This is a genomic window from Candidatus Arthromitus sp. SFB-mouse-NL (assembly GCF_000709435.1).
Classification (GTDB): Bacteria; Bacillota; Clostridia; order Clostridiales; family Clostridiaceae; genus Dwaynesavagella.
In genome coordinates this window covers 378968-403119 of sequence record NZ_CP008713.1, presented here as the reverse complement: position 1 = coordinate 403119, position 24152 = coordinate 378968, and the positions used below count along the sequence as shown (strand labels likewise).

The 24152-nt window shown below is 26.6% G+C and carries 24 protein-coding genes, 1 tRNA gene and 1 riboswitch; of the genes, 3 read left to right on the top strand and 22 right to left on the bottom strand.

Annotation, left to right across the window (positions count from 1 at the left end; all coding sequences use genetic code 11):
• Positions 1-18 precede the first annotated feature (18 nt).
• The 14 genes from SFBMNL_RS01935 to SFBMNL_RS01865 all read right to left on the bottom strand — a co-directional run bounded on the left by SFBMNL_RS01935 (position 19) and on the right by SFBMNL_RS01865 (position 14776).
• A complete protein-coding gene (locus tag SFBMNL_RS01935) occupies positions 19-1785 on the bottom strand; it encodes a carbohydrate-binding domain-containing protein (RefSeq protein ID WP_042294277.1) in 1767 nt (588 codons plus the stop codon).
• Between the two features lie 4 nt (positions 1786-1789).
• Positions 1790-2479, bottom strand: coding sequence for a DUF4956 domain-containing protein (locus SFBMNL_RS01930; protein ID WP_005806990.1), 690 nt, complete (start codon positions 2477-2479; stop codon positions 1790-1792).
• 30 nt (positions 2480-2509) lie between these two features.
• Positions 2510-3241 carry a polyphosphate polymerase domain-containing protein gene (locus SFBMNL_RS01925; protein ID WP_042294274.1) on the bottom strand — a complete coding sequence of 244 codons (732 nt, stop codon included), beginning with the start codon at positions 3239-3241 and terminating at the stop codon, positions 2510-2512.
• Positions 3242-3486: 245 nt separating this feature from the next.
• On the bottom strand, positions 3487-4737 hold the full coding sequence (locus SFBMNL_RS01920) for a sensor histidine kinase (RefSeq protein ID WP_042294272.1): 1251 nt from the start codon (positions 4735-4737) through the stop codon (positions 3487-3489).
• Positions 4737-5417, bottom strand: coding sequence for a response regulator transcription factor (locus SFBMNL_RS01915; protein WP_042294269.1), 681 nt, complete (start codon positions 5415-5417; stop codon positions 4737-4739). Before SFBMNL_RS01915 ends, SFBMNL_RS01920 begins: the two co-directional genes overlap by 1 nt.
• Before the next feature lie 92 nt (positions 5418-5509).
• Complete coding sequence (locus tag SFBMNL_RS08405; protein ID WP_014518675.1) at positions 5510-6370, bottom strand: hypothetical protein; 861 nt, start codon at positions 6368-6370, stop codon at positions 5510-5512.
• Between the two features lie 181 nt (positions 6371-6551).
• Positions 6552-8399 carry a P-loop NTPase fold protein gene (locus SFBMNL_RS01905; protein ID WP_242838772.1) on the bottom strand — a complete coding sequence of 616 codons (1848 nt, stop codon included), beginning with the start codon at positions 8397-8399 and terminating at the stop codon, positions 6552-6554.
• 767 nt (positions 8400-9166) lie between these two features.
• Complete coding sequence (locus tag SFBMNL_RS01895; RefSeq protein ID WP_042294262.1) at positions 9167-9379, bottom strand: hypothetical protein; 213 nt, start codon at positions 9377-9379, stop codon at positions 9167-9169.
• Positions 9380-9780: 401 nt separating this feature from the next.
• Positions 9781-10482 (bottom strand): purine-nucleoside phosphorylase, encoded by a 702-nt coding sequence (gene deoD, locus SFBMNL_RS01890; RefSeq protein WP_005807004.1) that lies wholly within the window; start codon positions 10480-10482, stop codon positions 9781-9783.
• 73 nt (positions 10483-10555) lie between these two features.
• Positions 10556-11200: a deoxynucleoside kinase gene (locus tag SFBMNL_RS01885; RefSeq protein ID WP_042294259.1), complete on the bottom strand. Its 645-nt coding sequence runs from the start codon at positions 11198-11200 to the stop codon at positions 10556-10558.
• A 30-nt stretch (positions 11201-11230) separates the two neighbouring features.
• A complete protein-coding gene (locus SFBMNL_RS01880) occupies positions 11231-11890 on the bottom strand; it encodes an ABC transporter ATP-binding protein (RefSeq protein WP_042294257.1) in 660 nt (219 codons plus the stop codon).
• 95 nt (positions 11891-11985) lie between these two features.
• Complete coding sequence (locus tag SFBMNL_RS01875; RefSeq protein ID WP_042294256.1) at positions 11986-13005, bottom strand: FecCD family ABC transporter permease; 1020 nt, start codon at positions 13003-13005, stop codon at positions 11986-11988.
• Entirely contained in the window at positions 12995-13867 is an 873-nt protein-coding gene (locus SFBMNL_RS01870; RefSeq protein WP_042294255.1) for an ABC transporter substrate-binding protein, read from the bottom strand. Before SFBMNL_RS01870 ends, SFBMNL_RS01875 begins: the two co-directional genes overlap by 11 nt.
• A 142-nt stretch (positions 13868-14009) precedes the next feature.
• Positions 14010-14197: riboswitch (cobalamin riboswitch) on the bottom strand.
• Between the two features lie 21 nt (positions 14198-14218).
• Complete coding sequence (locus tag SFBMNL_RS01865) at positions 14219-14776, bottom strand: class IV adenylate cyclase (protein ID WP_007441524.1); 558 nt, start codon at positions 14774-14776, stop codon at positions 14219-14221.
• A gap of 84 nt (positions 14777-14860) precedes the next feature.
• Here SFBMNL_RS01865 and SFBMNL_RS01860 point away from each other — a divergent pair, with 84 nt between their 5' ends.
• Entirely contained in the window at positions 14861-16036 is a 1176-nt protein-coding gene (locus tag SFBMNL_RS01860) for an MFS transporter (protein ID WP_005807015.1), read from the top strand.
• Between the two features lie 56 nt (positions 16037-16092).
• Here SFBMNL_RS01860 and SFBMNL_RS01855 read toward each other — a convergent pair whose 3' ends face one another.
• From SFBMNL_RS01855 to SFBMNL_RS01830, 6 genes are all read right to left on the bottom strand, one after another.
• Positions 16093-16923, bottom strand: a complete 831-nt coding sequence (locus tag SFBMNL_RS01855) for a DUF368 domain-containing protein (RefSeq protein ID WP_005807017.1) — start codon at positions 16921-16923, stop codon at positions 16093-16095.
• Positions 16924-17019: 96 nt separating this feature from the next.
• A complete protein-coding gene (locus SFBMNL_RS01850; protein WP_005807020.1) occupies positions 17020-17928 on the bottom strand; it encodes an SPFH domain-containing protein in 909 nt (302 codons plus the stop codon).
• Between the two features lie 11 nt (positions 17929-17939).
• Positions 17940-18203 carry an NfeD family protein gene (locus SFBMNL_RS01845; RefSeq protein ID WP_005807022.1) on the bottom strand — a complete coding sequence of 88 codons (264 nt, stop codon included), beginning with the start codon at positions 18201-18203 and terminating at the stop codon, positions 17940-17942.
• 27 nt (positions 18204-18230) lie between these two features.
• Positions 18231-19289: a sporulation integral membrane protein YtvI gene (gene ytvI / locus SFBMNL_RS01840; RefSeq protein ID WP_042294254.1), complete on the bottom strand. Its 1059-nt coding sequence runs from the start codon at positions 19287-19289 to the stop codon at positions 18231-18233.
• Between the two features lie 60 nt (positions 19290-19349).
• Positions 19350-20351, bottom strand: a complete 1002-nt coding sequence (gene galE, locus SFBMNL_RS01835; RefSeq protein ID WP_042294253.1) for a UDP-glucose 4-epimerase GalE — start codon at positions 20349-20351, stop codon at positions 19350-19352.
• Positions 20352-20487: 136 nt separating this feature from the next.
• The gene (locus tag SFBMNL_RS01830; RefSeq protein ID WP_042294252.1) at positions 20488-22263 is read right to left on the bottom strand and encodes an oleate hydratase; all 1776 of its coding nucleotides are present in this window, start codon (positions 22261-22263) and stop codon (positions 20488-20490) included.
• Between the two features lie 117 nt (positions 22264-22380).
• On the opposite strand from SFBMNL_RS01830, the gene SFBMNL_RS01825 reads away from it, so the two are divergent.
• A complete protein-coding gene (locus SFBMNL_RS01825; protein WP_042294251.1) occupies positions 22381-22971 on the top strand; it encodes a TetR/AcrR family transcriptional regulator in 591 nt (196 codons plus the stop codon).
• 16 nt (positions 22972-22987) lie between these two features.
• On the opposite strand, the gene SFBMNL_RS01820 is transcribed toward SFBMNL_RS01825, so the two are convergent.
• Positions 22988-23070 (bottom strand) — tRNA-Leu (locus SFBMNL_RS01820).
• A 144-nt stretch (positions 23071-23214) separates the two neighbouring features.
• Here SFBMNL_RS01820 and SFBMNL_RS01815 point away from each other — a divergent pair.
• On the top strand, positions 23215-23721 hold the full coding sequence (locus SFBMNL_RS01815) for a DUF4883 family protein (RefSeq protein ID WP_042294250.1): 507 nt from the start codon (positions 23215-23217) through the stop codon (positions 23719-23721).
• Positions 23722-23747: 26 nt separating this feature from the next.
• Here SFBMNL_RS01815 and SFBMNL_RS01810 read toward each other — a convergent pair whose 3' ends face one another.
• Positions 23748-24122, bottom strand: a complete 375-nt coding sequence (locus tag SFBMNL_RS01810) for a DUF956 family protein (RefSeq protein ID WP_005807032.1) — start codon at positions 24120-24122, stop codon at positions 23748-23750.
• Positions 24123-24152 lie beyond the last annotated feature (30 nt).

The window sequence follows — 24152 nt, the reverse complement described above, 5'->3', positions numbered from 1 at the left end:
AAAAATTCTTACTCTCTTTTATTGTACATTAGTCGGTTCCATTGATGGTTGAAATTCTTCTGAACGCGGTGGTCTTTGTCCTCGTCCGCCACTTCCTCGTGTTATATTTGTTGTAAGAAGATTATCAATCGTAATGTCTATACTCTCTGTACCTGATACCAAAGTATATTTTTCATTTAATTTTAAACTTGGATGAGTTATAAATATAGAATTATATGTTTTTGGAGCCTTCCAAGAAACTATAACATTGGAATTCGAATCCTTAAGTTCCACATCATTCCCATTACCATTCGATACATTATAAGATATACTTGGTTGACTGGAATTCTCATTTAAATTTTGATGCATAGGAGACCCCCCAACACCAATCAAAATTCCACCATTTATCGTAATATTGCCATCATAATCAAGTGCATTCTCTCCATTATCTGATTTAGATGATACCAAAATATTACCATTATTAATTATTATACTACCATTTGAATCAATACCATCTCCTTGAGCATCTATAACTATATTACCATCATTAATTGTTATATAAACATTCTCATCAGCCATCATTGGTCCTCTTCCTCCTCCATTTCTCATCATTCCATCATTTGGGGGTGCAGGATTATTATTTAAAGTATTGGTTACATCAGTACTATTATTTCCTTGTGGCAAATTACGCCCACCTGCTGGTTCATTACTCGTTACATTAGGATTAGATGCATTAATACCATCATCACTTGATGAAATATTAATATTCCCTCCATTTATAATTACCCTATATCCTTCAATACCTTCATAAGATTCCAAAATATTTATGTCTCCTGAATTAATTACAGCTTCAACGTCTGCATGTATTCCATCATCATCTGTTTTAATATTGAAAACACCATCATCTATAACAACACTTCCTGTTGCATTCATAGCATCCTGCACACTTTCAATTTCAAAATTACCTCCAGCAATATAAATATTCCCCTTCTCTAGCTCTTCCTCATTTTTACTCCTAATTCCTTGACCATTTGATTTTATATTAAACACTCCTCCGTAGATTCTCACAGAATCTTTACCAGAAAGACCTTGATCTGCAGATACTATGTTAAATATACCAGAAACAATATTTAAATCATTTTTAGATACTATAGCATGCTTATAATTAGAAGTCACATTAAGTTGACCATTACCATTTATAGTTAAATCATCTTTACTGAATATAACCCCATCAATATTATTATCATCTATATTTATGTAATTATCTCCACCACTCAATGTATTTATAGTTCCCTCTTTCAAAGTCATAACAAGCTTATCTGCACTCTTAACATAAATAGCTGCACTAGATTCATTATGGATATTAACACCATTTAAAACAATTCTAACATCCTCTGTTTTATCAACATCAACAATTATCTGACCATTCTCCAAATTTCCATCTATAATATAAGTACCAGCTTTATTAATAGTAACAGTTTTATCTTTAACCAAAACTCCATCACCACTAAAATTTATCTGATCATTTAATAAATTAATTTTAGTAGAAGAATTCTCATCATAATCAATTTCATAATCTTTAGACTTAAGTTCCTTACTTATCACAGATTGAGTAAGTGTTGTTACACCTGAAGCTGTACTTGGATTTGTTGGCGTCGAATTTGTTGAAGAACCATTAGTATTTTCACTTGATACATTTTGAGATGAATTAGTGGCTGAACTAACACTATTAGTCGCACATCCACTAAATGTAAATAATAAAATACCGGCCATAACTGCTTGCATTAATTTATTAGATTTTCTCATAATATTATAACTCCTCCCTAGAAGGTAAATTCTTACCAATCATAATCTCTAAATTTCCATTCCTACATCTGATATCATCAATCATCTGTTTCTCATTTATAGAATTTTTTATAACTACTTTATACTCTATCTTAAATAAACTCCCCATATTAATACTTCTAACTTGATAAATCTCCCAGTTCTTTAAATATTTAGTAAATATATCATCAAAAATATTTGTATAATCAAGCGATTCAGGAATAGTTATCTTAAGTGTCTTTTGGCGTGGTGGACCTTCACCGAATTTTGTCGCATTCAATATAATATTTAAAATCCCCATTACAATGACAAATAAAACAGCAACTCCAATATATCCCATACCAGTTGCAAGACCAACTGCCATAGCTAGAAATATACTAATTATTTCTTTAGCACTCCCAGGTGCTGATCTAAATCTAACGAGTGAAAATGCTCCAGTAACAGCAACTCCAGCCCCTAAATTACCATTAACAAGCATAATAACCAATTGTACAATAGCAGGCATGAGTGTTAACGTTACTATAAACCCTTTAGAATAAACGTTTTTAAACATATATATATAAGCAATACAAAATCCAAGAACAAGTGACACAGCCATACAAATTAAAATATTTTTACCTGAAACACTACTCGATGCGTTCCCAATCAAAATAGAATTAAAAAACCAATCAAACATTCCATCAACACTCTCCTTAAATTAAATTTTTTAACAAGCAAATCCACCAATATATGGAGAAACACTCCCAATACTGTTTCTATACCCTTCTTTAATTTGATAAGCAACACCATACTTAGAAAAAGAAATAGGATAAACACCTAAATCATTTAAAATTCTACAGAGCCAAAGAGGCATTCCACCAGTAATCTTTATTTCCATCAAATATTCATCTTCTCTAATTACCCTATCTCCCCATATTCCGCTTTTAAGATCAAGGCAATCATCTCTATATAAAATATTTTTATCAAAAGTAATCCTTAAATCATCATCATAAATACCTCGCATAGCAATTCTATCATAAGAAATATACATCTTAGGCATTATACTTTTATAATGATTTAATACCCAATCTATCTCTCTAATTACTTGAGTATCACTTTCAGGATAATTATTAAAATAAAGATAATTTTCCGCATCATATATATTCATTTTTTCACGTCTTTTATAGACAATACCATTATACTTTTTCTTAAGTTCAATAAACACAGATCCATCTTCATCTGGAACTCCGTAACTCCTCATTCTGAGCTTTTCCTTATAAACTGGCTTATCTAAAGAATTTCTTATTAACTCAAAATTCGGTGTATCAAAGTATATATTACATATACTAGATCTTGAAAAAATATCGTCTTCCATCTGACTTTCAAAAACATCCATTAAACATGAATACTTTTCCTCATTTAACATATACTTTTTTTCATATCTCATAAAAGTTTTCATTAAGCTCACTCCTCTATGTAATGAAGTATGTATAATTAACCTTAAATTAACTTTAAAGATATAAATAATCAAAAACAACAAAAGGAATATAACACTAAAAATTAATATGAGAACCATTTTGCAAAAAAATAAATCCCAAACTCTATAAGTCTAGGATTTATAATAAAATATCCAAAAAAAACTTAAAATAATGCACTCAATCAACTGGATGTGTACCATCACTATATTTGTAATAGAGATTGATATTAATTTATCTTATTGAATACTATATTAAAACTTATCTTACCATCCTTATAAAAGGCATCTATCTTTCCTTTATGATGCCTAACTATAGAATCAGCAATAGACAATCCAAGTCCATATCCTCCAGTATCACGCGATCTTGAATTATCCATTCTGTAAAACCTATCGAATAAATAATCCATATTTCCATTTATTCCATTATTAAAGGTATTAGAAACACAAAACTCTATTTTTCCCCCTTTATAATTTAAAAACACCTCAATCTTTCCACAATCATCACAGTATTTAATCGCATTATCAATCAAAATGGAAACTAAATCACGTATATATTCTTCACTGCAATTAAACATTAAATCCTCATCAATATTTCTTATAATTTTTAAGTTTTTAGTATTAGCATAGACTTCAAAGTCATTGACTATTTCTGAAACAATTTTCCCAAAATAAACTTCTTTTCTATCAATTCTAAAATTATTTTCATCCATTTTAGATAAAGATAATAGCCTCTTAACCAACCCATCTAAACGTTTAACTTGATTTATAGTACTTTTTGTCCACTCATTTTCCCCATTGAATATCTCTATAACTTCAGTATTAGCTAAAATTATTGCAAGAGGAGTTTTAATTTCATGACCTGCATTAGTTATAAACACTTTTTGCTTTTCTATGTTATCTATAAATGGTTTAATTGCATATTTAGATACAAAATTCAAGATAATACCAAATATACATACAAATAAAATAACCACAAACATAGATATGATGGCAAAATCAACTGATTTAGATATATCATTGCTAGAATCTACAAAAGAAACAAGTTTATATTCATACATATCTGAAACTAAAAACTTATAAAATCCTTTATATCCTTTATATCTATTTGAATTTATAACATTCTCAGCCAAACTTTTAGCATCTAGAATATCTATTGAATCATTATTTCTAATATTTACAAGAATACTTCCATCATAAAAAATTTTTACAGAAAAATATATGTTATGAATTGGCACTCTTTTATTGTAATCATTTTTATTAATAAACCCATAAAAATCATATATATTTTTAGGCTTAACATCCTTAAATTCTCTGGGTAAATTCCCATCATATTCTTGAATCAAACTCAATAAAGAATCTGACTGACGATTAATATTTATAATATTAATTAAATTTAAAGTAATTACAAAAATAAATAACACTAAAAATAATGTTGTTGTCGTAATCAACATAAATTTGCGTTGCAATCTATCAACCATTAGTTCTCACTCTTATTTTCTAATTTATATCCTATGCCTCTAAAAGCCTTAATCTCCACAGGAGAATTAATTGAAATAAGCTTCTTCCTTAAATAAGAAATATAAACCCAAACACCATTAATTTCAGCTTCAGAATCATATCCCCATACTTTACTCATAAACTTTTCAGTAGATATTATAACATTAGGATTGATCATAAGCATCTCAAGTATTTGATATTCTTTATTACCAAGTCTAATACTTTTATCTTCATATGATAATTCAAAATTTTCCTTATTTAAAATCATGTTATTAAATTCCAAATTATTTGATACAATTCCCTGCTTACGTCTAATAATAGCTCTAACTCTAGCCAAAAATTCTTTAATATTAAAAGGCTTACACATATAATCATCTGCACCCAAATCTAGTCCTATAACTCTATCATCTATTTCTCCCTTAGCTGTTAATATTAGTACTGGTACATCTATATTTTTATCTCTCAGACCCTTCAAAACATCTAATCCATTAATCTTAGGCATCATAACATCCAAAATTATCAAATCATACTCGTCGTTTAATGCCCAATCTAAAGCATCTTCACCATTATACACAGCATCAACTGAATAATAATTATGTTTTAAAACAGCTACAATAGCATTTGAAAGTTCTTTTTCATCCTCAGCCAATAATATTCTCATAAACAAACATCCTTTATAAACTCATATATACGATTATATCACTTTAAACTTAAATTTACATAAAAATGGCTCGGAATAAAAATTCCGAACCATTATTTAAATGTATAATAAATTTTTTCAAGTTCTTTCTTAGTAAAACCAGTATACTTAATAATCTTATTTAACTCTTCCTTATTTTTCATCATCTCAACTGCAAACTCTACCTTTGCCTGATTTTTGCCTTTCTGTATCATTTTACCAGAAATTTCTCTTTCAACATCACTAGATGCACTTTTTATTCCCTCTTCAAATATCATTTTTCCAATCTTATACATCTTTACCTCCTTCTTTATTTTATACATATCTGATTCATCCAAAAAACACTCTGCTAAAACTAAAATTATTATAATTATACTGTGTTTTTTTTTTGTATTTAAATCATTAGCTACTCGTAATCCTTCAAGTATCAATGTTATTTTTTCCCTCTTTGAATACATATATGGAGTAAGGGAAAGTATCAAATACTCTTCATCAGTAAATTTCTTCTTTTTAGATGCCTTAGCGGACAATCTCATTAAAATCTTATCTCCATTAAAACAATCTAAATACACATCTGTATAAAAAAACCTTAAAGAAGTAAATGCCATATTTTTTACTATTTTACGAGACCTATGTGGATAAACTAAAACTAATTCATAATCATACTTATTTTCATATATAAGAAACGATGAATACACCAAAAATTTATATATATCATTGTAAAAATACTCTTTTTTGAACTCAAAATGTACAATTTTATTTTTTTGAGTCATCATAGTAAAATTAAGCACTGCATCTTTTATGTAAAAACTATCTTGTTCTCTCCTCTTTACAAACTTACATTTATATGGAAAACCCAAAATTTTAAGCTTAGTATCTTCAAAGATATCTATTATAGCATATTCTATTAATTTATCCAAAATATTAAGTCCCATAACAATCAATACTTCTCCCATGAAATTAAAAGGCTATAATATATTTTGTGAAAATCAATAAATTTATATACTAATTTAAACTCATTACTTATTAATTTTTAGGAAAATAATTTAATCATTGAGTACAAAAAATTAAATAATATAAAAACAGAGTAACTACATAAAAATAGTTACTCTGTTTTTAAACACTTATCAAATTATATATGAAATCAATTAATATTTCAAAAGACTCTTCGTTAACATCTTCCAATATTAACTTTTTATATATATACGTTTGTATATAAAAACATAGATATATATAATTTATACCTTTATCAAAACCTTTTAAATTTATATACTTATCTATGTCTATTTTATCTATATTATCGTACACAAATGATATAATACCTTTTACAGAATATCCCTTAAGAGTTTCATAATTAGATACTAAAAATTTATATATACTTAAAATATTTATATTATTATCGGATTTAAAACTATTATCATCAAAATCAGAAACTATAAAATTTGATATCCTAAAAAAACATATCACCATAAAAAATAATATAAAATCTCTCTGATTTACTATATCTATAATGTAACAGAAATTTTTATCATTTCTTAAGTTACACAAATATTCATCTAATTTTTCAAAGCTGTATAAGAAAAAAGACACCTGTCTCTTCAAATTTCTCGGACTATTATCTAATTTTAAATCTATTAAATAATTTACCTTATTCATATTATTTTTATATAACGTTAAATTTTTATAAACTCTATAATGATTTATATTAAATTTAATACAATTTAACAATTTATTATTTTTCTCCATATATATCCATATGGCTATAACTTGTTCATCATCATATAGATCCATATTAATGTATTCTTCTTTTATTAAATTATATATATTATCTAATATTACTTCCCTATTATCCCCTAAAAAAGACTTCTTAAAATAAATATAATTATAATACTCATTTATCATTTCATATCCAGAATTATTAAAATTAAACACAATATTATTCTTGTTATCTATCAATCCACCATTTCTTAAATCTTCCAATAATATTCGTTTATAATCTATCCATTTCTTTTTTAATATATAATATTCCAGATTTATATTATTATAAAGATATACTCCAAACTCTTTTATATATTTATCAAATTCTATATCAAGTAAATGTGTTATCCAACTACCTATATTTAAACTACTATCTTCACATCTCTCAATCTTAATTAATTCACCAAAATATTTAACTAATATGCTATTAATACTTGTACTATCTATCTTAAATATTTTGTGTATAAACATATCTAAATACTGATTATCTATCTTATTTCTTAATATTCCTAAATTTGTTACTAAAATAAATTTTATATAATCAAATCCCAATATATATTGAGAAAAAATCAATATATTAACTATTTGAGAATCATTATAAATTCTTTCTAAATCATCTATTATAAATATAATTCCCTTTTTAAATTTTACCTCAGAATCACTTCCAAATATCTTAACTATACAATTGTTTATTTCATCTTTTATCTCAAAATAATTTTTTTGGATTTTATCATTCATAAAATAATTAACTAAATTGGAAACTTTATCATTCATGACATAATTTATTATATTCATATAGTTTTTTAAAGATTTAGAATTATATATTCCATGTGCCTTAAATAAATTTTCTATTATATAATTAAAATAATCATTTAATTTATTGTTCTCTGTAAATATAAGACTATTAATATTAAATACATAATAATCATCATTCAATTCTTTTTGTAACACGTATGAAAACGTACTCTTACCAACTCCTGATTCCCCATCAATACATATAGTTAATGGTTCCTTATGATAATATTTTAAATAATTACACAATTCTATAAATAAATGTTTTTTTTCATTAAACATCATATTAAAATCATATATAATATAATTATCATCTTTAATAAAATTTTTCTTGCTAAATTTATTCACTTTATTTTCAAATAAATCTGGCAATAATAGAAACTCGAGTTCCGTCATTATAAGAAACAAATTCAATATAGAGTATATATTAAATATTGTAAATATTCCCACATAATGTTTAAAATCATATATAAAATATTCCCTTGAAACATATAGCAATATAAGATAAACAATATAAAATATTATAACTATAATCTTTATCTCAGTAAAATACTTATAAACTACAGTGCATTTTAAATAACTAAGCTTACTTATATAACCCCTTTTTTGACAAGTCATCACAATAATAATAATAAAATAAAAACATAAAAGTATTATAATAAAATCGAACAATGTTAAATTATAAAATTTATGAAAAAATATATTATTTATCTGATTAGCAAAATTATATATTTGAGTTTTACTTAGAGAATTAATTATCTTAGAATTTATTATGCTTATCATAAAAAAACTTATATAAATTAATATAAGTGATTCTGGCACTATCCTAAATATAAATTTTTTTATAAAATCTAATAATTTATATCTAAAAATATATAAGAATATATATAAATATATAATCGCAATTACTAAACTACATAAATACAACACTAATTATTCTGCTCCTACTTATTGCTTATATATTCTCTTTATAATAAAAATACACACATCAATTATTATTAAGATGCGCCTAAAAATATGATATATTTTATAACCTATATTCACATAAAAAATAAAACTCTCTAAAATCACTTTAAAATAACCATATATTTCTACACCTTCTTCTAAATAACTTGCTATATTTAAATTATCTATAATCAATAATCATTCTTTACCAATTAGATCACAATATTTTTCATAATTTATTCATATAATTTACCATCTCCTGAATAGCTTATCTTTGTTAACCATTTCTCTAATTCTCCAATTTTTGCCGTATAATACCCCCCTTTTACAAATGAATCAATAATAAATAAATCATAAATATTATTAATCTCTGCTTTTATATTTTCAGAATCTATATCTTTTGTAAAACTATCTGCCTTAGCTTGATCTATACATCTAAAATCTAACATTTCCTTTTAAAAATCAGAATAATAATATTCTCGATCAAATTTATGCGAATACTCATTTGAATTCTCATTTACAGTAATATCCTATACAGCTTACATCGTATTAACATTCCCATAGATTTTATACTACTTGCACTAAATACAATCAATACTCCTAAACCTACTTCCTACATAATATTTTTAATTTTATTTTTTAACATATCCATCATACTCCAAATAAATCAAATCATATTCAATTTCCTAATTCATTTATCCTATTTACTAATTTGATTATAACCACTCTTAATTTTTAAAATAGTAAGTTTTACTTAAATGAATATTAAAAAATAATAGATCCTTACTTTAAAAATAAGGATCTATAAAAATATTTATGTAATTTAACACTTAAATTTTATGTGCACATATTATACGACATCTAAAGAAAGTTCCATCATTTTATTAAATGCAGTTTGTCTTTCTTCAGCTGTAGTTTCCTCACGAGTTATTATATTGTCACTTACTGTTAATATACAAAGTGCTTTAACTCCAAGTCTTGCAGCATTCATGTATAGTGCCGCTGCTTCCATCTCAATCGCTAATATTCCCATCTTTTTCCATAATAAGTATGAATCATTATTATCGTCATAAAAAATATCCGATGATAGTATATTACCTACATTTACATGTATACCCAATTTATTTGCAGATTCAACAGCTTTAGATAACAAATCATAAGATGCTATAGGAGCAAATGTTCCCGGAAGTCCATATTGAGATGCAAAATTTGAATTAGTAGAAGCACCTTGACCTATTACTATATCATATAAATTAAGATTTTCCTGTATTGCCCCGCAACTACCAATTCTAATTAAATTCTTTACTCCAAATTTTGTTATAAGCTCATAAGAATAAATCCCTATGCTCGGCATTCCCATTCCTGTACCCATTACAGAAACTTCTTTACCTTTATATTTACCTGTGAAACCAAACATATTCCTTACAGAATTAAATTGTACTACATCAGTTAAATAGTTTTCTGCAATAAATTTACATCTAAGTGGGTCTCCAGGTAATAGTATACTTTCTGCAATTTTATTACCACCAGTATTAATATGAGGAGTATCCATTATATTTCCCTCCTAAAATTAAGATATTACATATAGTATAATACAATAATCATAAAAATAAATAAATCAGTTTTTAAGCTAGGCATAACTTTTCTTTAACAATCTTTATTAAATTATTCCTATCTTCAAAATTATTTACAACATCCATATTATCCATATCAATCGTTAAAACCGACGATTTACTATATACGTTATACATCCAATCGTCATAACCTTCCCAAATATATCTATAATAATCTACAAGTTTATTATCAATTTCATAAGATCTTCCTCTCATTTTTATCCTATTTATAACCGTATCAAAACTTCCTCTCAAATATATAAATATATCTGGACTCTTCTTTGGAAGCTCATCAAGCTCTTCCATCATATTATTTAACAATGATTCATAAACACTCATCTCAAGTTCTGAAATTCTTCCAAGATCCATATTCCTCTTACAAAAATACCAATCTTCATATATACTTCTATCTAATACATTATTCTTACTAGTTAATGCCTGTTTTATGGATTTAAATCTCTTATCTAAAAAGAACAATTGAAGTAAAAAAGGATATCTATTTAATTTTATCTCCTCATCTGTTGAATTATAAAACAATGGTAAAATCGGATTATCTTCCACACTCTCATAAAATACTTTAGAATTGAATTCCTTTGCTATAATTTCTGAAACGCTTGTCTTGCCAAGACCTATCATACCACCAACAACTATCACCATTAATTACCTCCTTGATTAATTAAAACCATATTATTTTTTATTCCATTTATTAAAAGAATTTATCATAAATTTCTGAACATCCACCCCATATACACTCTGTAAAATATTTTTATTAAATATGGAGTCAACATCACCATATTTATAAATCTTACTATCTTTAAGTACCATTACCAAACTATCTAGATTTCTAACTAAATTCAAATCATGAAAAACTGACACAATAATCTTATCTTTAAAAATATCTCTAAAATTCTCTATTATGTAAATTTGAGTACTTAAATCTATATTATTATTAAATTCATCGAGCAAAATTATATATGGATCTTGATACAAAATTCTAGCTATAAATACTCTTTGCTTTTCTCCTCCAGATAGCTCACTCATAAATCTATCTTTCAAATGATATATCCCTATATTTTTTAATATAATATCTAAATTTTCACAATCACCATATCTAAAATTCCATCTTTCGTAAATATATCTACCAAACCTTATAACATCTGAAACCTTATAATCAAAGTACATATTATTTTGTTGAAATAATATACTAACATTTTTAGCAAGCTCTCTATTTCTAACTTGTCTTACTTCTTTCCCTCTAATTTTTATGCTACCCTCATAATTCAAAAAATTACATATACATTTGAGTAAAGTTGACTTACCACATCCATTTAATCCTATTATGCTCAAATGTTCACCACTTTTAAGCGAAAAACTTATATTATCTAATATCTTATTATTTTTTTTATAAGAATAACTTAAATCTGAAACTTCTAAAATTTTTACTACCTCCTATATTCTCTGAAAAAAATATAACAAAATATAGGTGTTCCTATTAAAGCATTAACCGTAGCTATAGGAATTTCTGCTGGATAAATTATAACCCTTGATATAATATCAAAAATTACCATTAAAATTCCTCCAATAAATAAGCTAGATAAGATAACAACGCTATGCCCCGATCCAAACATTTTCCTCGATATATGAGGCACAACTAAATCAACAAAACCTATAACTCCACTAGCTGCAATACTGGCTCCAGTCAATATAGACACATATAAAAGCATGATTATTTTTATTTTGGATACATTAACTCCTACGGCTTTACTCATATCATCTCCAAAAGTTAAAATATCAAGTTCTCTGCTATAAAACATTGTTCCAAACACTCCTATAATTAAAAACGGTATAATTGAAATGACATATATCCATCCTCTAGATGAAAATGATCCAAGTTGCCAAATAATTATAGAAGATAAACTCTCATGCCTAACAGATGTTATAAGAATAAAAACCGCATTTAAAAATAAAGACATTACCATTCCAATCAATATAATTGTATTATTGGACATACTACTATCGAGTTTCTTACATAAACTAATAACAAATATTATAGTTAAAACTGAAAAAATAAATCCAATCACTGGATAAGTAAAATATCCTAAAAATGTAATATTACATATTATAAAAATGCCAATGCCAAGAGATGCTCCTGAAGATACACCTATGGTATATGAAGAAGCTAGAGGATTTCTTAATACAGATTGAATAATAACTCCACTAATAGACAACATTCCTCCAACTATAAAAGCTAATAAAACTCTTGGGAATCTTATATTCCAAATAATGCTTACTTCCACACTTGATAGGCTATCTCTCAAATCTAATCCAAATAATCCATGCAAAATTATTTCAAAAATATGTACTGTATTCTTTATCCCACCGCCAATTATTAATCCTAAAATAATTACAATAAATGAAAATATAACTATCAATAAAAATTTAAATAAGGTACTAGACCTCATCGTTATACTCTCTTATATATCTAGTAATATCCTTTAACGCACCTAGAAAAAATTGGGATGCTCTTGAAGACATATCTTTATCAATATAATAAATCCTATTATTTTTTACAGCATCTATATTTTCCCACCCATGCCTATTTTTTATCTCATCAATATTTCCTTCTACATTAACATTTGTAAAAATTATTTGTGGATTTGCTTTTATAATTGATTCCTCACTTGGAGAAATCCATCCTTCTAAATTTCCAAATATATTTTCCCCACCAGATAGTTCAATAATTTCATTTAAATATGTACTTCTTCCAAAACTATACAAATAAGGCGCCTGAGAAATTTCAAAATAAACGCTCACCTTCTCGCTATTATTATTACCAATTATATCTTCAATACTGCTCTTAATTGATTCGATCATTTCTTTACTCTTACTAACACTATTAAAACTTTTACCAATTAACTCAATAGAATCATATATTCCCTGAATACTCGTTGGTGTATCTATATTTATAACCTTAACTCCACTATTTTCAAGCTCTACGTACTTAGATAAATCAGATGTATATCCAGATAATAACAAATGAGTTGGATTCAATTTCAATACCGCTTCTATATTAGGAACACCAATCTCAAATACTTGAATATTTTCACTTACTCCCTTAATACCTTCTGAATATTGATCAATTCCAATAATATTATTACCCAAATCTAAACCAACCAATATTTCAGTATTTGAAGGTGCAAGGGAAACAATTCTAATCTCCTTATTTTCACTAATACCTGTATCTATATTTCTTCCACAAGAAACAAATATAGAAAATGAAAATATAAAAATTACGAATGCTAAAAAATTTTTTACAAGCCTCATGTATCTATACCTCCTAAATATTTAAAAAAATAAAATTGCCTCATGGCTATACTCCACAAGGCACTATTATTTAAACGTAAAAACACATTATAAAAAACACTCTATAATGAACCTACGCAAATAACCTCATACTCCGTAAAGCTACAAGCCCATTACATAGGCAGGTATTCCGACTTAGTATCTCTGCATTTATTAACCTTCCCAGATATTATCCAGTGGCATATAAATAAACACTCCTCATCACGGCGGCGGGACCGTATAGGATTTTAACCTATTTCCCTTTTAATAACCAAAATTAAAATTTGATTAACCTATATAATCATTCTACATTCAATAATTATATAAAAATATTTATTCATAATCAATTTTATTTTTATTAAGATCTTCAATTAATTCAAAAATGCTCTTTGAAGTTGTATCTTCCATGCTGTATCCTAAAATATTTACAACTTCTTCTATTTCATTAATACTTTCCCCTTCTATTTCCACATAAGGGTTCGGATAAAAACTCTTATCATTAATATCAATCTCAATTAAAACATCATTTATTTTATAACTCTCTCTATACTTCTTTATCTCATTTTTCATAGAAAGACCTAATGACTTAAATATATTTTCTCCAATCTCCCAACTATCAATCAAGACTTCCTGTTCATCCATAACTTTATATTTATCACTACTTTTCGATAACTTCCTCTTGCTAGTCATATAATAAAAATTCTTATCAGAAATTAAATCCTTAATAATTCTAATTCTAGCATAACCATTATTTCGTAAAAGTCTATCATCATCAAAATCAAATAACTTATTAATTTGATTTTCTTTTTTAACAAGAACTCCATTATATTCAAAAATTTTTCTTCTAATTTCATGAATATCCACATCTAAAATCCTAACTTCTATTTCCACAATAACCACTCCAAATTTTTTATTCCATTATAACATTAATTATTATATAATAACTTCCATAATTATTTTAAGGGGAGTTATAGATTGAATAAATCCAATAGACAATTTACAAAAATTTTTTTACTTAACATGATTGTATACATATCATTAACGATGGTGCATCCTATTACTCCAAAATTTATCAATGAAAATAATTTACCTACATTTTATTTTGGACTACTTCAAGGATGCCTCAATATATCAACATTTATAAGCGCTCCAACATTCGGCATTATATGCAATATTTACGGAAAAAAAATAACAATGCTGATTTCACTCATAGGTTATACTATAGGACAAATTATATTTGGATTTTTCCCAAACAATGTAAGTGTAATCATAGCAAGAATCATATCTGGAATATTTATAGCTGGTTACTTTGTTTCTAGTATGGCTTACGTATCATCCATAACTCCTGTCAAACTTAAACTAAAAAAGATTTCATACTTTAATGCTTCTAATAGCATAGGTGTAATATTAGGATCCTTAATCGGTGGGATTTTAGGCATAAATGATTATAAACTCACATTCTTTACTCAAATATCGATATCTTTATTATCAATAATTCTTATAACTATATTATTTAAAGATAATACACCTAAAAATAAGGATTCTAAATTCACCTTAAAAATATTAAACTTTAAAGATTTATCTAAAATAAAAAAATCAAATAAATTTGTATACTTAATATTACTAATAATGATTTTAACATTCTTAGCGATTCAAGGATATGCCTCTACAATTAGCTATTATGTTGAAGATATCTTAAATTTACCAACAAGTATAAATGGCGTTATACTTGGATCAAGTGGAATGTTTACATTAATAACTAATTTAATAATAATACCTATAGTAGGAAAAAAATTTAACTCTAAATCTCTGTATATGTTCTCAATATTACTATCTGGATCAAGCATACTAATAGCAATGTCTGTAACAAATCAATATATAACAGTTATAGCTCTTCTAATATTCATTATAACACACACTCTAATTACTCCAACTATACAAACATTATTACTTGAAAACTCAACTCAAAATCAGGGAGAAATATTAGGAATTCAAAATGGATTCAAAGCAATAGGATCATTCTTAGGATCAATTTTATCTGGACTATTATTCAATGTATGGTTTAAACTACCATTTATCGTAATTGGACTAAGTTTAATACTATCATTTATAATACTAAAATCATTCAAAGAAAAAAGCCCGCATCATTAATGATGTAGGCTTTTTAAATAAAATACCTATATTATGTAAATAACTTTTAAATAAAATTATTTTCTGTTATCTTTAATATGTCCATCAATCTTACACATAAAATACGAAATCGCAAATCCAAGAATTAAAGATAATATACACGTTAATCCAACCATTGAAAATTCAAAACCTGGAAAAATCAGTACAAGTGATCCTGTAACAAGACCAAGTATTCCCATATATGTTTGAATTTTAAATGCTTTTAAAAGATATTCAATCACTCTAATCATACACAAAAATCCTAATATTACTCCAACACCAAATGGAATTAATATCAAAATATTCAATTCAGATACTGCTACTATTATAGAATTATAAACACCAAAAACTATTAAAATAAAAGATCCACTCAAACCAGGAATCACCATTGCACTTGCAGCTACAAACCCGCTAGCAAAAAGCATAATTGCATTCCTTAAACTCAATTCATCTATAATATCACGACTATAAATCGATATATCCATAAATCTAATACCTATCAAAATCAGAAAGGTTATCAAAAAAAATGTATAACTCAATTTATTCGGATTAAAATCTTTAACAGTTTTAAATAAGATACCAAATGTTCCCAAAATAAGGCCCATAAATAAATAATTCATTTGCCAAGGATACCTATCTAAGAAATAAGATAAAATATTACTAAAAAGTAAAATTCCTAACAGTATTCCAAGTCCTAAAAAAAACAAAAATCTAAAGTTTTCCTTAAATTTGCAAAATATGGTGGATATAGATTTTATTAGTTTATCGTATATTCCCAAAACTACTAACATGGTACCAGCAGATACTCCAGGAATAATATTTGATACACCTAAGACTACCCCATTTAAAATATTTCTTAAATCTCCCAATACAATTCCTCATTTCTAACTAAGTATTATTTTTAACTATATACTTTTTTAAAAAAATATCAACCTACAAAATTATAGGCTGATATTAAATAAACTCTATTGTTCTTTAGTTGAATTATATATTTCCCCTAAAGAAGTCGTTAATGAAGCCAAATTCTGAATCTCTGAAGGTATTATTATTTTCGTAGCTTTACCATCTGCAACCTTTTCTAAAGCCTCCAATGCTTTAAGAGATAATACCTTCTCTGTTGGATTTGCCTCATTCATATATTTTATACTATCTGCAAGAGACTTTTGAATCTTCAATATTGATTCGGCTCTACCTTCCGCTTCTTTTATTGCAGCCTGTTTCTGTCCTTCTGCCTTAAGAATAGCGGACTCCTTCTCACCTTCTGCTCTAAGTATAGAAGACTTCTTCTCTCCCTCTGCTCTAAGTATAAGTTCTCTTCTTTCACGTTCTGCCTTCATCTGTTTTTCCATAGAATCTTGAATTTCTTGAGGTGGTATTATATTTTTAAGTTCAACTCTATTTATTTTTATACCCCAAGAATCAGTTGCCTGATCTAAAATAGATCTCATTTTACCATTAACAATATCTCTAGATGTTAACGTTTCATCTAATTCAAGATCTCCTATTATATTTCTAAGCGTAGTTACTGATAAATTTTCTATTGCTAAAATAGGATGTTCAACTCCATAAACATATAGTTTAGGATCTGTAACTTGATAAAATACTACAGTATCAATCATCATAGTTACATTATCCTTAGTTATTACTGGTTGAGGATCAAAATCTATAACCTGCTCTTTAATTGATATCTTCCTAGCTACCCTATCTATAAATGGAATCCTAAAATGTATGCCAACCTCAAATGTCTTATAGTATGCCCCAAACCTTTCAATTACATAAATATAGGCTTGAGGTACCACTATCACACAACTAAAAATTATTCCTAAAACAATAAAAACTATTAAAATCACAGCTAATAAACTTATTATCGGCATAATTATTCTCCTTATTTAACTTCTCTAACTATGAGTTTAACTCCTCTTATATCCAAAATTTCAACTTTTGTACCCTTTTTTATAACCTCACATTCATCATAATTTATAGCACCCCAGTAATCATGATTAATTTGTACCTCTCCAAGTGATTGAATATTGTCAATATCTTTAGTAACTAATCCTATTTTCCCAATTAATCCATCAATATTAGTGCGTGTTTTTTTAAAATTAAAAATCTTAAAAAATACTGATTCCTCATTATTCAAGATAACCACTCCTACCAAAAATCAAAATTCTATTAATTACTTAAATAGTTTAATTGTTCCACTATCATTTAAATATTTTATAATTGTTGCAATTATAGGAAGGATAAATATTCCTAAAAATCCAAATATTTGAGCACCAAGAAATATACTTATGATGATTACAATAGGATTAAGTCCTATTTGACTTCCGACAATCTTAGGCTCTAATATATATCTGATTATTGTGATAATAGCATAAATAACAATTAACCCTATGGATAAATTATAATTTCCTTTTACTAATTCGATTATTGACCACGGTATAAGTATACCACCCACTCCAATTGCTGGCAATATATCCAAAATAGCTATAATAACCGCAAGCAATATAGAATTAGGTATACTAAAAATAGTAAATCCTATACTCAATTCGATAAATGTTAACGTCATCAATATAAAATACGCTTTCATTAATTTAAATATAGTTCCAAAAATATTTCTTTTTATATTTAAAATTATATGCTGTACACGTTCTGGAAATTGCCTCATTACAAACCCTGTAAATCTGTAATAATCCAAGGTAAACAAAAATGATGAAATTATAGCAAAAATAAATTTTACTAAAAAAGATGGAATCTTAGTTGCAATAGATGCAATTAAATCAACAGCTGATAAAGATATAGAATTAATAATATTCATTATATACTTACTTATATTTTCTAAATCTATTACAGTACTTAATTCCGGTATTATATCTTGTATTTTATATATAATAACATTAAGTACAGGTTCTACATTAAATGTATATATCTCAGGTAGTTTTTGAAAAATACTACCAATATATCTAAAAAATTTAGTGCCAAAAAATATAAGTATTATAAAAATACTTATATATATAAATAATAAACTAATAACTCCAACAAATTTTCTATTTATCTTAAATTTAGTTGATATGTAATCAACTGGCCTCTTTAAAATCACAGAAATTAAAAATGCAAAAATAAATGGAGATAATATAGGTAACGCATACTTAAATATAAAGACTATAATTCCTAGTATTATTAAAAAATATAGGAACTTAATGATAAATTCCCTCTTTTTATTTATACTATCCAATTTATCCTCCTTTATTGATATAATTTCAAATACTTGTATAATAATAAAATTGTATCTAAGTTAAATGTGAGCTTTGATATAATTCCATGAATCTAAACACATATCCTCTATATCAAACCTAGACTCCCATCCTAAAATTTCTCTAGCTTTAGTCGTATCTGCGTAGAATTCATCGATATCTCCATCCCTTCTACCACAAATCCTAATATTTATTTTCTTACCACTAACCCTCTCAAAACACTCAACGAGTTCAAGAACACTAGTTCCCTTTCCTGTACCTAGATTGATACCTATATTACCTTTTGATATTAAAACATATTTCATAGCTTCCAAATGACCTCTAGCTATATCAACTACATGAACATAATCACGAACACCTGTTCCATCTACAGTATTGTAATCATTTCCAAACACATTTAAAAACTCTCTCTTAGATATTGCAACATCACATATGTATGGCATTAAATTATTCGGAACACCTTTAGGATTCTCTCCTATTAAACCACTTTTATGAGCACCAATCGGATTAAAATATCTAAGCATGACACAGCTAAAATCCTTATCAGAAACATAAATATCAGATAATATTTGCTCAACCATAACTTTTGTATATCCATAAGGACTTGTTGCAGATTTTTTATAATGCTCTAAATATGGAATTGGATTATCTTTATCGTATACGGTTGCAGAAGATGAATAAATAAACTTCTTACAATTAAATTCCCTCATACAATTTAAAATATTTAAAGTACCTGAAACATTATTATAATAATAATCAAGGGGTTTTTCAACAGATTCCCCTACTGCTTTAAATGCTGCAAAATGTATAACACAATCTATATTATTCTCTAAAAATATCTTCTTTAAAATACTATAATCTAGTATATCTCCTTCATAAAATTTAACACTCTTCCCTGTTATATATTCTATACTGCTCAAAACATCTTTATCTGAATTATATAAATTATCTATACCTATTACATTATATCCATTTTCTAAAAGTTCAACACTTGTATGACTACCAATAAATCCAGTGGCACCTGTAACTAATATGTTTTTCATATTAAATACTCCATCTTTATAATTATTCTTAACTATATATTCAATTATTTTAATACATAAATCAATAGTTTTTTATACATATTCTAGCTTTTTAATTAAAAAAGGTAGCACATAAGTACTACCTAAAATATATATTTTATATTAATTTATATTCTTTTAACAGTTTCTCAACATCAGTCCCAGATATCTTCTTAAGTAATTCCTTTAATGCGATATTCTCCTTAAATCCTAATTTCATATCCGTAATCTTCTTACCATCCCTCATACAATAAGTTGCATTTACTAAATCTCTTATATCAAATGTACTTCCCCAAACTTCCGGAACTCCACGATCAACATTTAATAAAGTATATACAGATTCCATACCAGTTCTTGCTGAATACTCTATCGTAAAAATTGTGTCTCTTTCAGTTTCAGCAAATTGTCCAATAAATGCAAAGTTTACAGATCCAGTCGGTACAACATTTGGTCTATCTCCTTTAGACCTTGGCATGAAAAATGCAGTAATATACGGCATCATACAAGGAACAGTATTAGCATGATTCTCAGCTAAATCCACTATTTGATCTTCAGGAACACCTAAATGATATAACCACTCCATACAAATTTCTTTACCAGTGCAATCTCTCATAGGTTTCTTTATATAATCCCCAGCTACATCACTAAATAGTCCATAAATCCACCCGACTAATTGACCCTTAGGTTGTTCTCTAAACTGAGGTTGACGATTAAATGTCCAACTAAGCAACCATTTAGAGTCTTTGACAGTAACAATTCCTCCCGTTACAACTTTTCCTGAAAATGGATCACGTTGACAAATATTTTTTATATACGGAACAATTTTATCATCAAGTACTGTAACTGTTGCACTCATCCAGTTACTTTTTTCAGCATCATAACAAAACTTATCAGGATTACCAAATGATGGATCCTTAACTGAGATTCTTCTCCACATATCCCAGCCACCACCTTCTTTAATCTCAGAATTAAGTACTGCTGGAGTATTTTGAGAACCAATTGATGAATTTTCAACACATCCACCATTTGTTATAAATAATAAATCATTTTCAGTTAATTTTATTTCTTCTTCCTTACCATCTCTTAATATTTTTATCGAAGTTGCTTGCTTTTTGTGCGGCTGAATATCAAATTCAACATCAACTACCTTAGTATTATATTGAAAATCAACATTATGAGACTCCAAATATTTAATAAGAGGGAGAATCATTGATTCATATTGATTGCGCCTAGTAAATCTTACAGCTTTAAAATCTGGCATTCCTCCTATATGATGTATGAATCTCTTTATATATAATTTCATTTCTAATGCACTGTGCCAATTTTGGAATGCAAACATAGTTCTCCAATATAACCAGAAATTAGATTTTAAAACTTCATCATCAAAATAATCAGTTATAGGTTTATCGTATAAGTCTTCGTCTGAAGTAAAAAATAATCTCATTATTTGTAATGATGCCTTATCTGATAATCCAAATTTATTCTCCATTTTTGCGTCTTCGCCCCTATTTACGGTAGCACGTCTTAAAGAATAATTTGGATCTTTCTTATCAAGCCAATAGAACTCATCTAAAACTGATGCTCCTTCAATCTCAATAGAAGGTACGGATCTAAATACATCCCAAAGTATTTCATAATGATTATCTATTTCACGTCCTCCTCTCATTACATATCCAATACCTTTATAATCGAACCCATCACACGCTCCTCCAGGGATTGAATCTTTTTCAAGTATATGGATATTTTCTCCTTTCATTTGAGCATCACGAACAAGATAAAATGCAGCTACTAAAGATGCAAGTCCTGATCCAATAAGATACGCAGATTTATTATCAACACCCTCAGGTTTAATAGGTCTTGCAAATGCCTCATAATTTCCACTTGAATAATACATTATTTTTAACCTCCTGTTAATTACATAATTAATTATATATAATTATTACATTATCAATTTAACATTATCAATGGACAATCATACACATTTTGTTTAAAAACTTAGGGAGGATATAATATGAAAAAACAACAGGATACAACTAACGAAACGAAAAATTCATTTATAGTTTCTTTTTGTAAACTCTATATGAAGAAACCAATAGAAAAAATCTCAATACGCGAATTAACAGATACCGCTGGATATAACAGAACTACATTTTATAATTACTTCAGCGACATCTACGATGTTTTAGATTACATAGAAAACTCAAGCATACGCTATGTTAAGAAAAATATTATAATAGATATGAAAAAAGAAAATCCGAGCAAACAATTTATAAATACATTTTTAAATATTTACGAAAATTGGGAATCATATATAAAAGTTCTTCTCAGTAACCAAAATAGTGCTCATTTTACAGATCGACTAAAAAAGGAACTATTTAATTCATGCATGGATGCATTTAATCTTCCTAAAAATAATATTAGAGCTGAATATATACTGGATTTTTATTTATCTGCAATAATTTCAGTCATAAGTCGATGGATCAGAAATCAATCAGAAATGAGTTCATTAGAGATGGCTAATTTACTAGAGGACATGTTAACAAATAATATATTTACAAAAATAGATAATTACACAAAAAAAGAGAAGACTCTATCAAAGTAATCTTCTCTTTTAACCATGGTACCGCTGATGGGACTCGAACCCATATGGTTTCCCGTACGATTTTGAGTCGTATGCGTCTGCCAATTCCGCCACAGCGGCATATCAAATAACATAAGTGATTTTATCACAATAATTATCCTTTTTCAATAATTTTTATATATTTTTATCATAATCCTAAAAAAAAAACATACCTTTAGAATAAAAGAAAGAGTTAACATAATTAAAAACATTAGAGGTAACATTATGATTAAATATCTTAAAATTCTATTAATATGTTTAATATTTCCATTCTTCATATTAAGTTGTAATTCTAACTTTATAAATACCCTAAAATCTCCATTAAAAATAAAAAAACCATCATTAAGTCTATATACTAACAATCTAATCAAAACTATTAATAACTCCACTAATAGTGATTTAACAATTTCAATCTTTTACTCTAAACTTGGTAAAAACAAAACGATTCCTAAAGAATATATGGAAAATATTAGTTCATTTTTTAATTCATTAAAACCTGAATACTTTTTAGATTATTCAACATCTAACCTTGATACAAAAAATCCAGAATATAGATTGACAGTATATCTAAATGAAAAAAGCATTTTTGTTATAGATATACTAAACGATAAATATATTACTATTTATCCATGGGATGGATCATATGAACCAGATTTAATAGATATATCCAATTTACATACTAGAACTAATTTATTCAATATCGCAGATTATCTAATTAAATATCATAATTAATTAAAAAGGGACTGTATATACAGTCCCTAATTTTTATTAAATATCTTCCGTATTCCACCAACTATAGATTTAAAAAATCCAAGAGATCTAAACATACGGTCCTTATCTACATACTTACAAACTTCTCTTAAAAGCAATTTATTATTCCTTGACGAAAAAGTAAATGTTCCATTTTTATGAGTTACAATCATAAATCTCGGTATCCATTTACCGTTAAATTTAACAGATACGACTATATGACTTATCTCCTCCCAAGGAATTTGTATATTATCTTTAACATTCCTCTCATTATAAAACTCAAATGATTTATTTCCTATCATAATATTTCCATAACTTGGAACATTTAAATAAGATATACCTTTTATTGCTAAATCTACTTTTGTATTTAAAGAGGTAATCATACATCTTCTCCTAAATAAATTACATTTATC

Coding starts and splice junctions, on each gene's coding strand:
- SFBMNL_RS01935 (WP_042294277.1), bottom strand. CDS start 1,785: ATGAGAAAATCTAATAAATTAATGCAAGCAGTTATGGCCGGTATTTTA.
- SFBMNL_RS01930 (WP_005806990.1), bottom strand. CDS start 2,479: ATGTTTGATTGGTTTTTTAATTCTATTTTGATTGGGAACGCATCGAGT.
- SFBMNL_RS01925 (WP_042294274.1), bottom strand. CDS start 3,241: ATGAAAACTTTTATGAGATATGAAAAAAAGTATATGTTAAATGAGGAA.
- SFBMNL_RS01920 (WP_042294272.1), bottom strand. CDS start 4,737: ATGGTTGATAGATTGCAACGCAAATTTATGTTGATTACGACAACAACA.
- SFBMNL_RS01915 (WP_042294269.1), bottom strand. CDS start 5,417: ATGAGAATATTATTGGCTGAGGATGAAAAAGAACTTTCAAATGCTATT.
- SFBMNL_RS08405 (WP_014518675.1), bottom strand. CDS start 6,370: ATGGGACTTAATATTTTGGATAAATTAATAGAATATGCTATAATAGAT.
- SFBMNL_RS01895 (WP_042294262.1), bottom strand. CDS start 9,379: ATGTTAGATTTTAGATGTATAGATCAAGCTAAGGCAGATAGTTTTACA.
- deoD (WP_005807004.1), bottom strand. CDS start 10,482: ATGGATACTCCTCATATTAATACTGGTGGTAATAAAATTGCAGAAAGT.
- SFBMNL_RS01885 (WP_042294259.1), bottom strand. CDS start 11,200: ATGGTGATAGTTGTTGGTGGTATGATAGGTCTTGGCAAGACAAGCGTT.
- SFBMNL_RS01875 (WP_042294256.1), bottom strand. CDS start 13,005: ATGAGGTCTAGTACCTTATTTAAATTTTTATTGATAGTTATATTTTCA.
- SFBMNL_RS01870 (WP_042294255.1), bottom strand. CDS start 13,867: ATGAGGCTTGTAAAAAATTTTTTAGCATTCGTAATTTTTATATTTTCA.
- SFBMNL_RS01850 (WP_005807020.1), bottom strand. CDS start 17,928: ATGCCGATAATAAGTTTATTAGCTGTGATTTTAATAGTTTTTATTGTT.
- galE (WP_042294253.1), bottom strand. CDS start 20,351: ATGAAAAACATATTAGTTACAGGTGCCACTGGATTTATTGGTAGTCAT.
- SFBMNL_RS01830 (WP_042294252.1), bottom strand. CDS start 22,263: ATGTATTATTCAAGTGGAAATTATGAGGCATTTGCAAGACCTATTAAA.
- SFBMNL_RS01825 (WP_042294251.1), top strand. CDS start 22,381: ATGAAAAAACAACAGGATACAACTAACGAAACGAAAAATTCATTTATA.
- SFBMNL_RS01815 (WP_042294250.1), top strand. CDS start 23,215: ATGATTAAATATCTTAAAATTCTATTAATATGTTTAATATTTCCATTC.
- SFBMNL_RS01810 (WP_005807032.1), bottom strand. CDS start 24,122: ATGATTACCTCTTTAAATACAAAAGTAGATTTAGCAATAAAAGGTATA.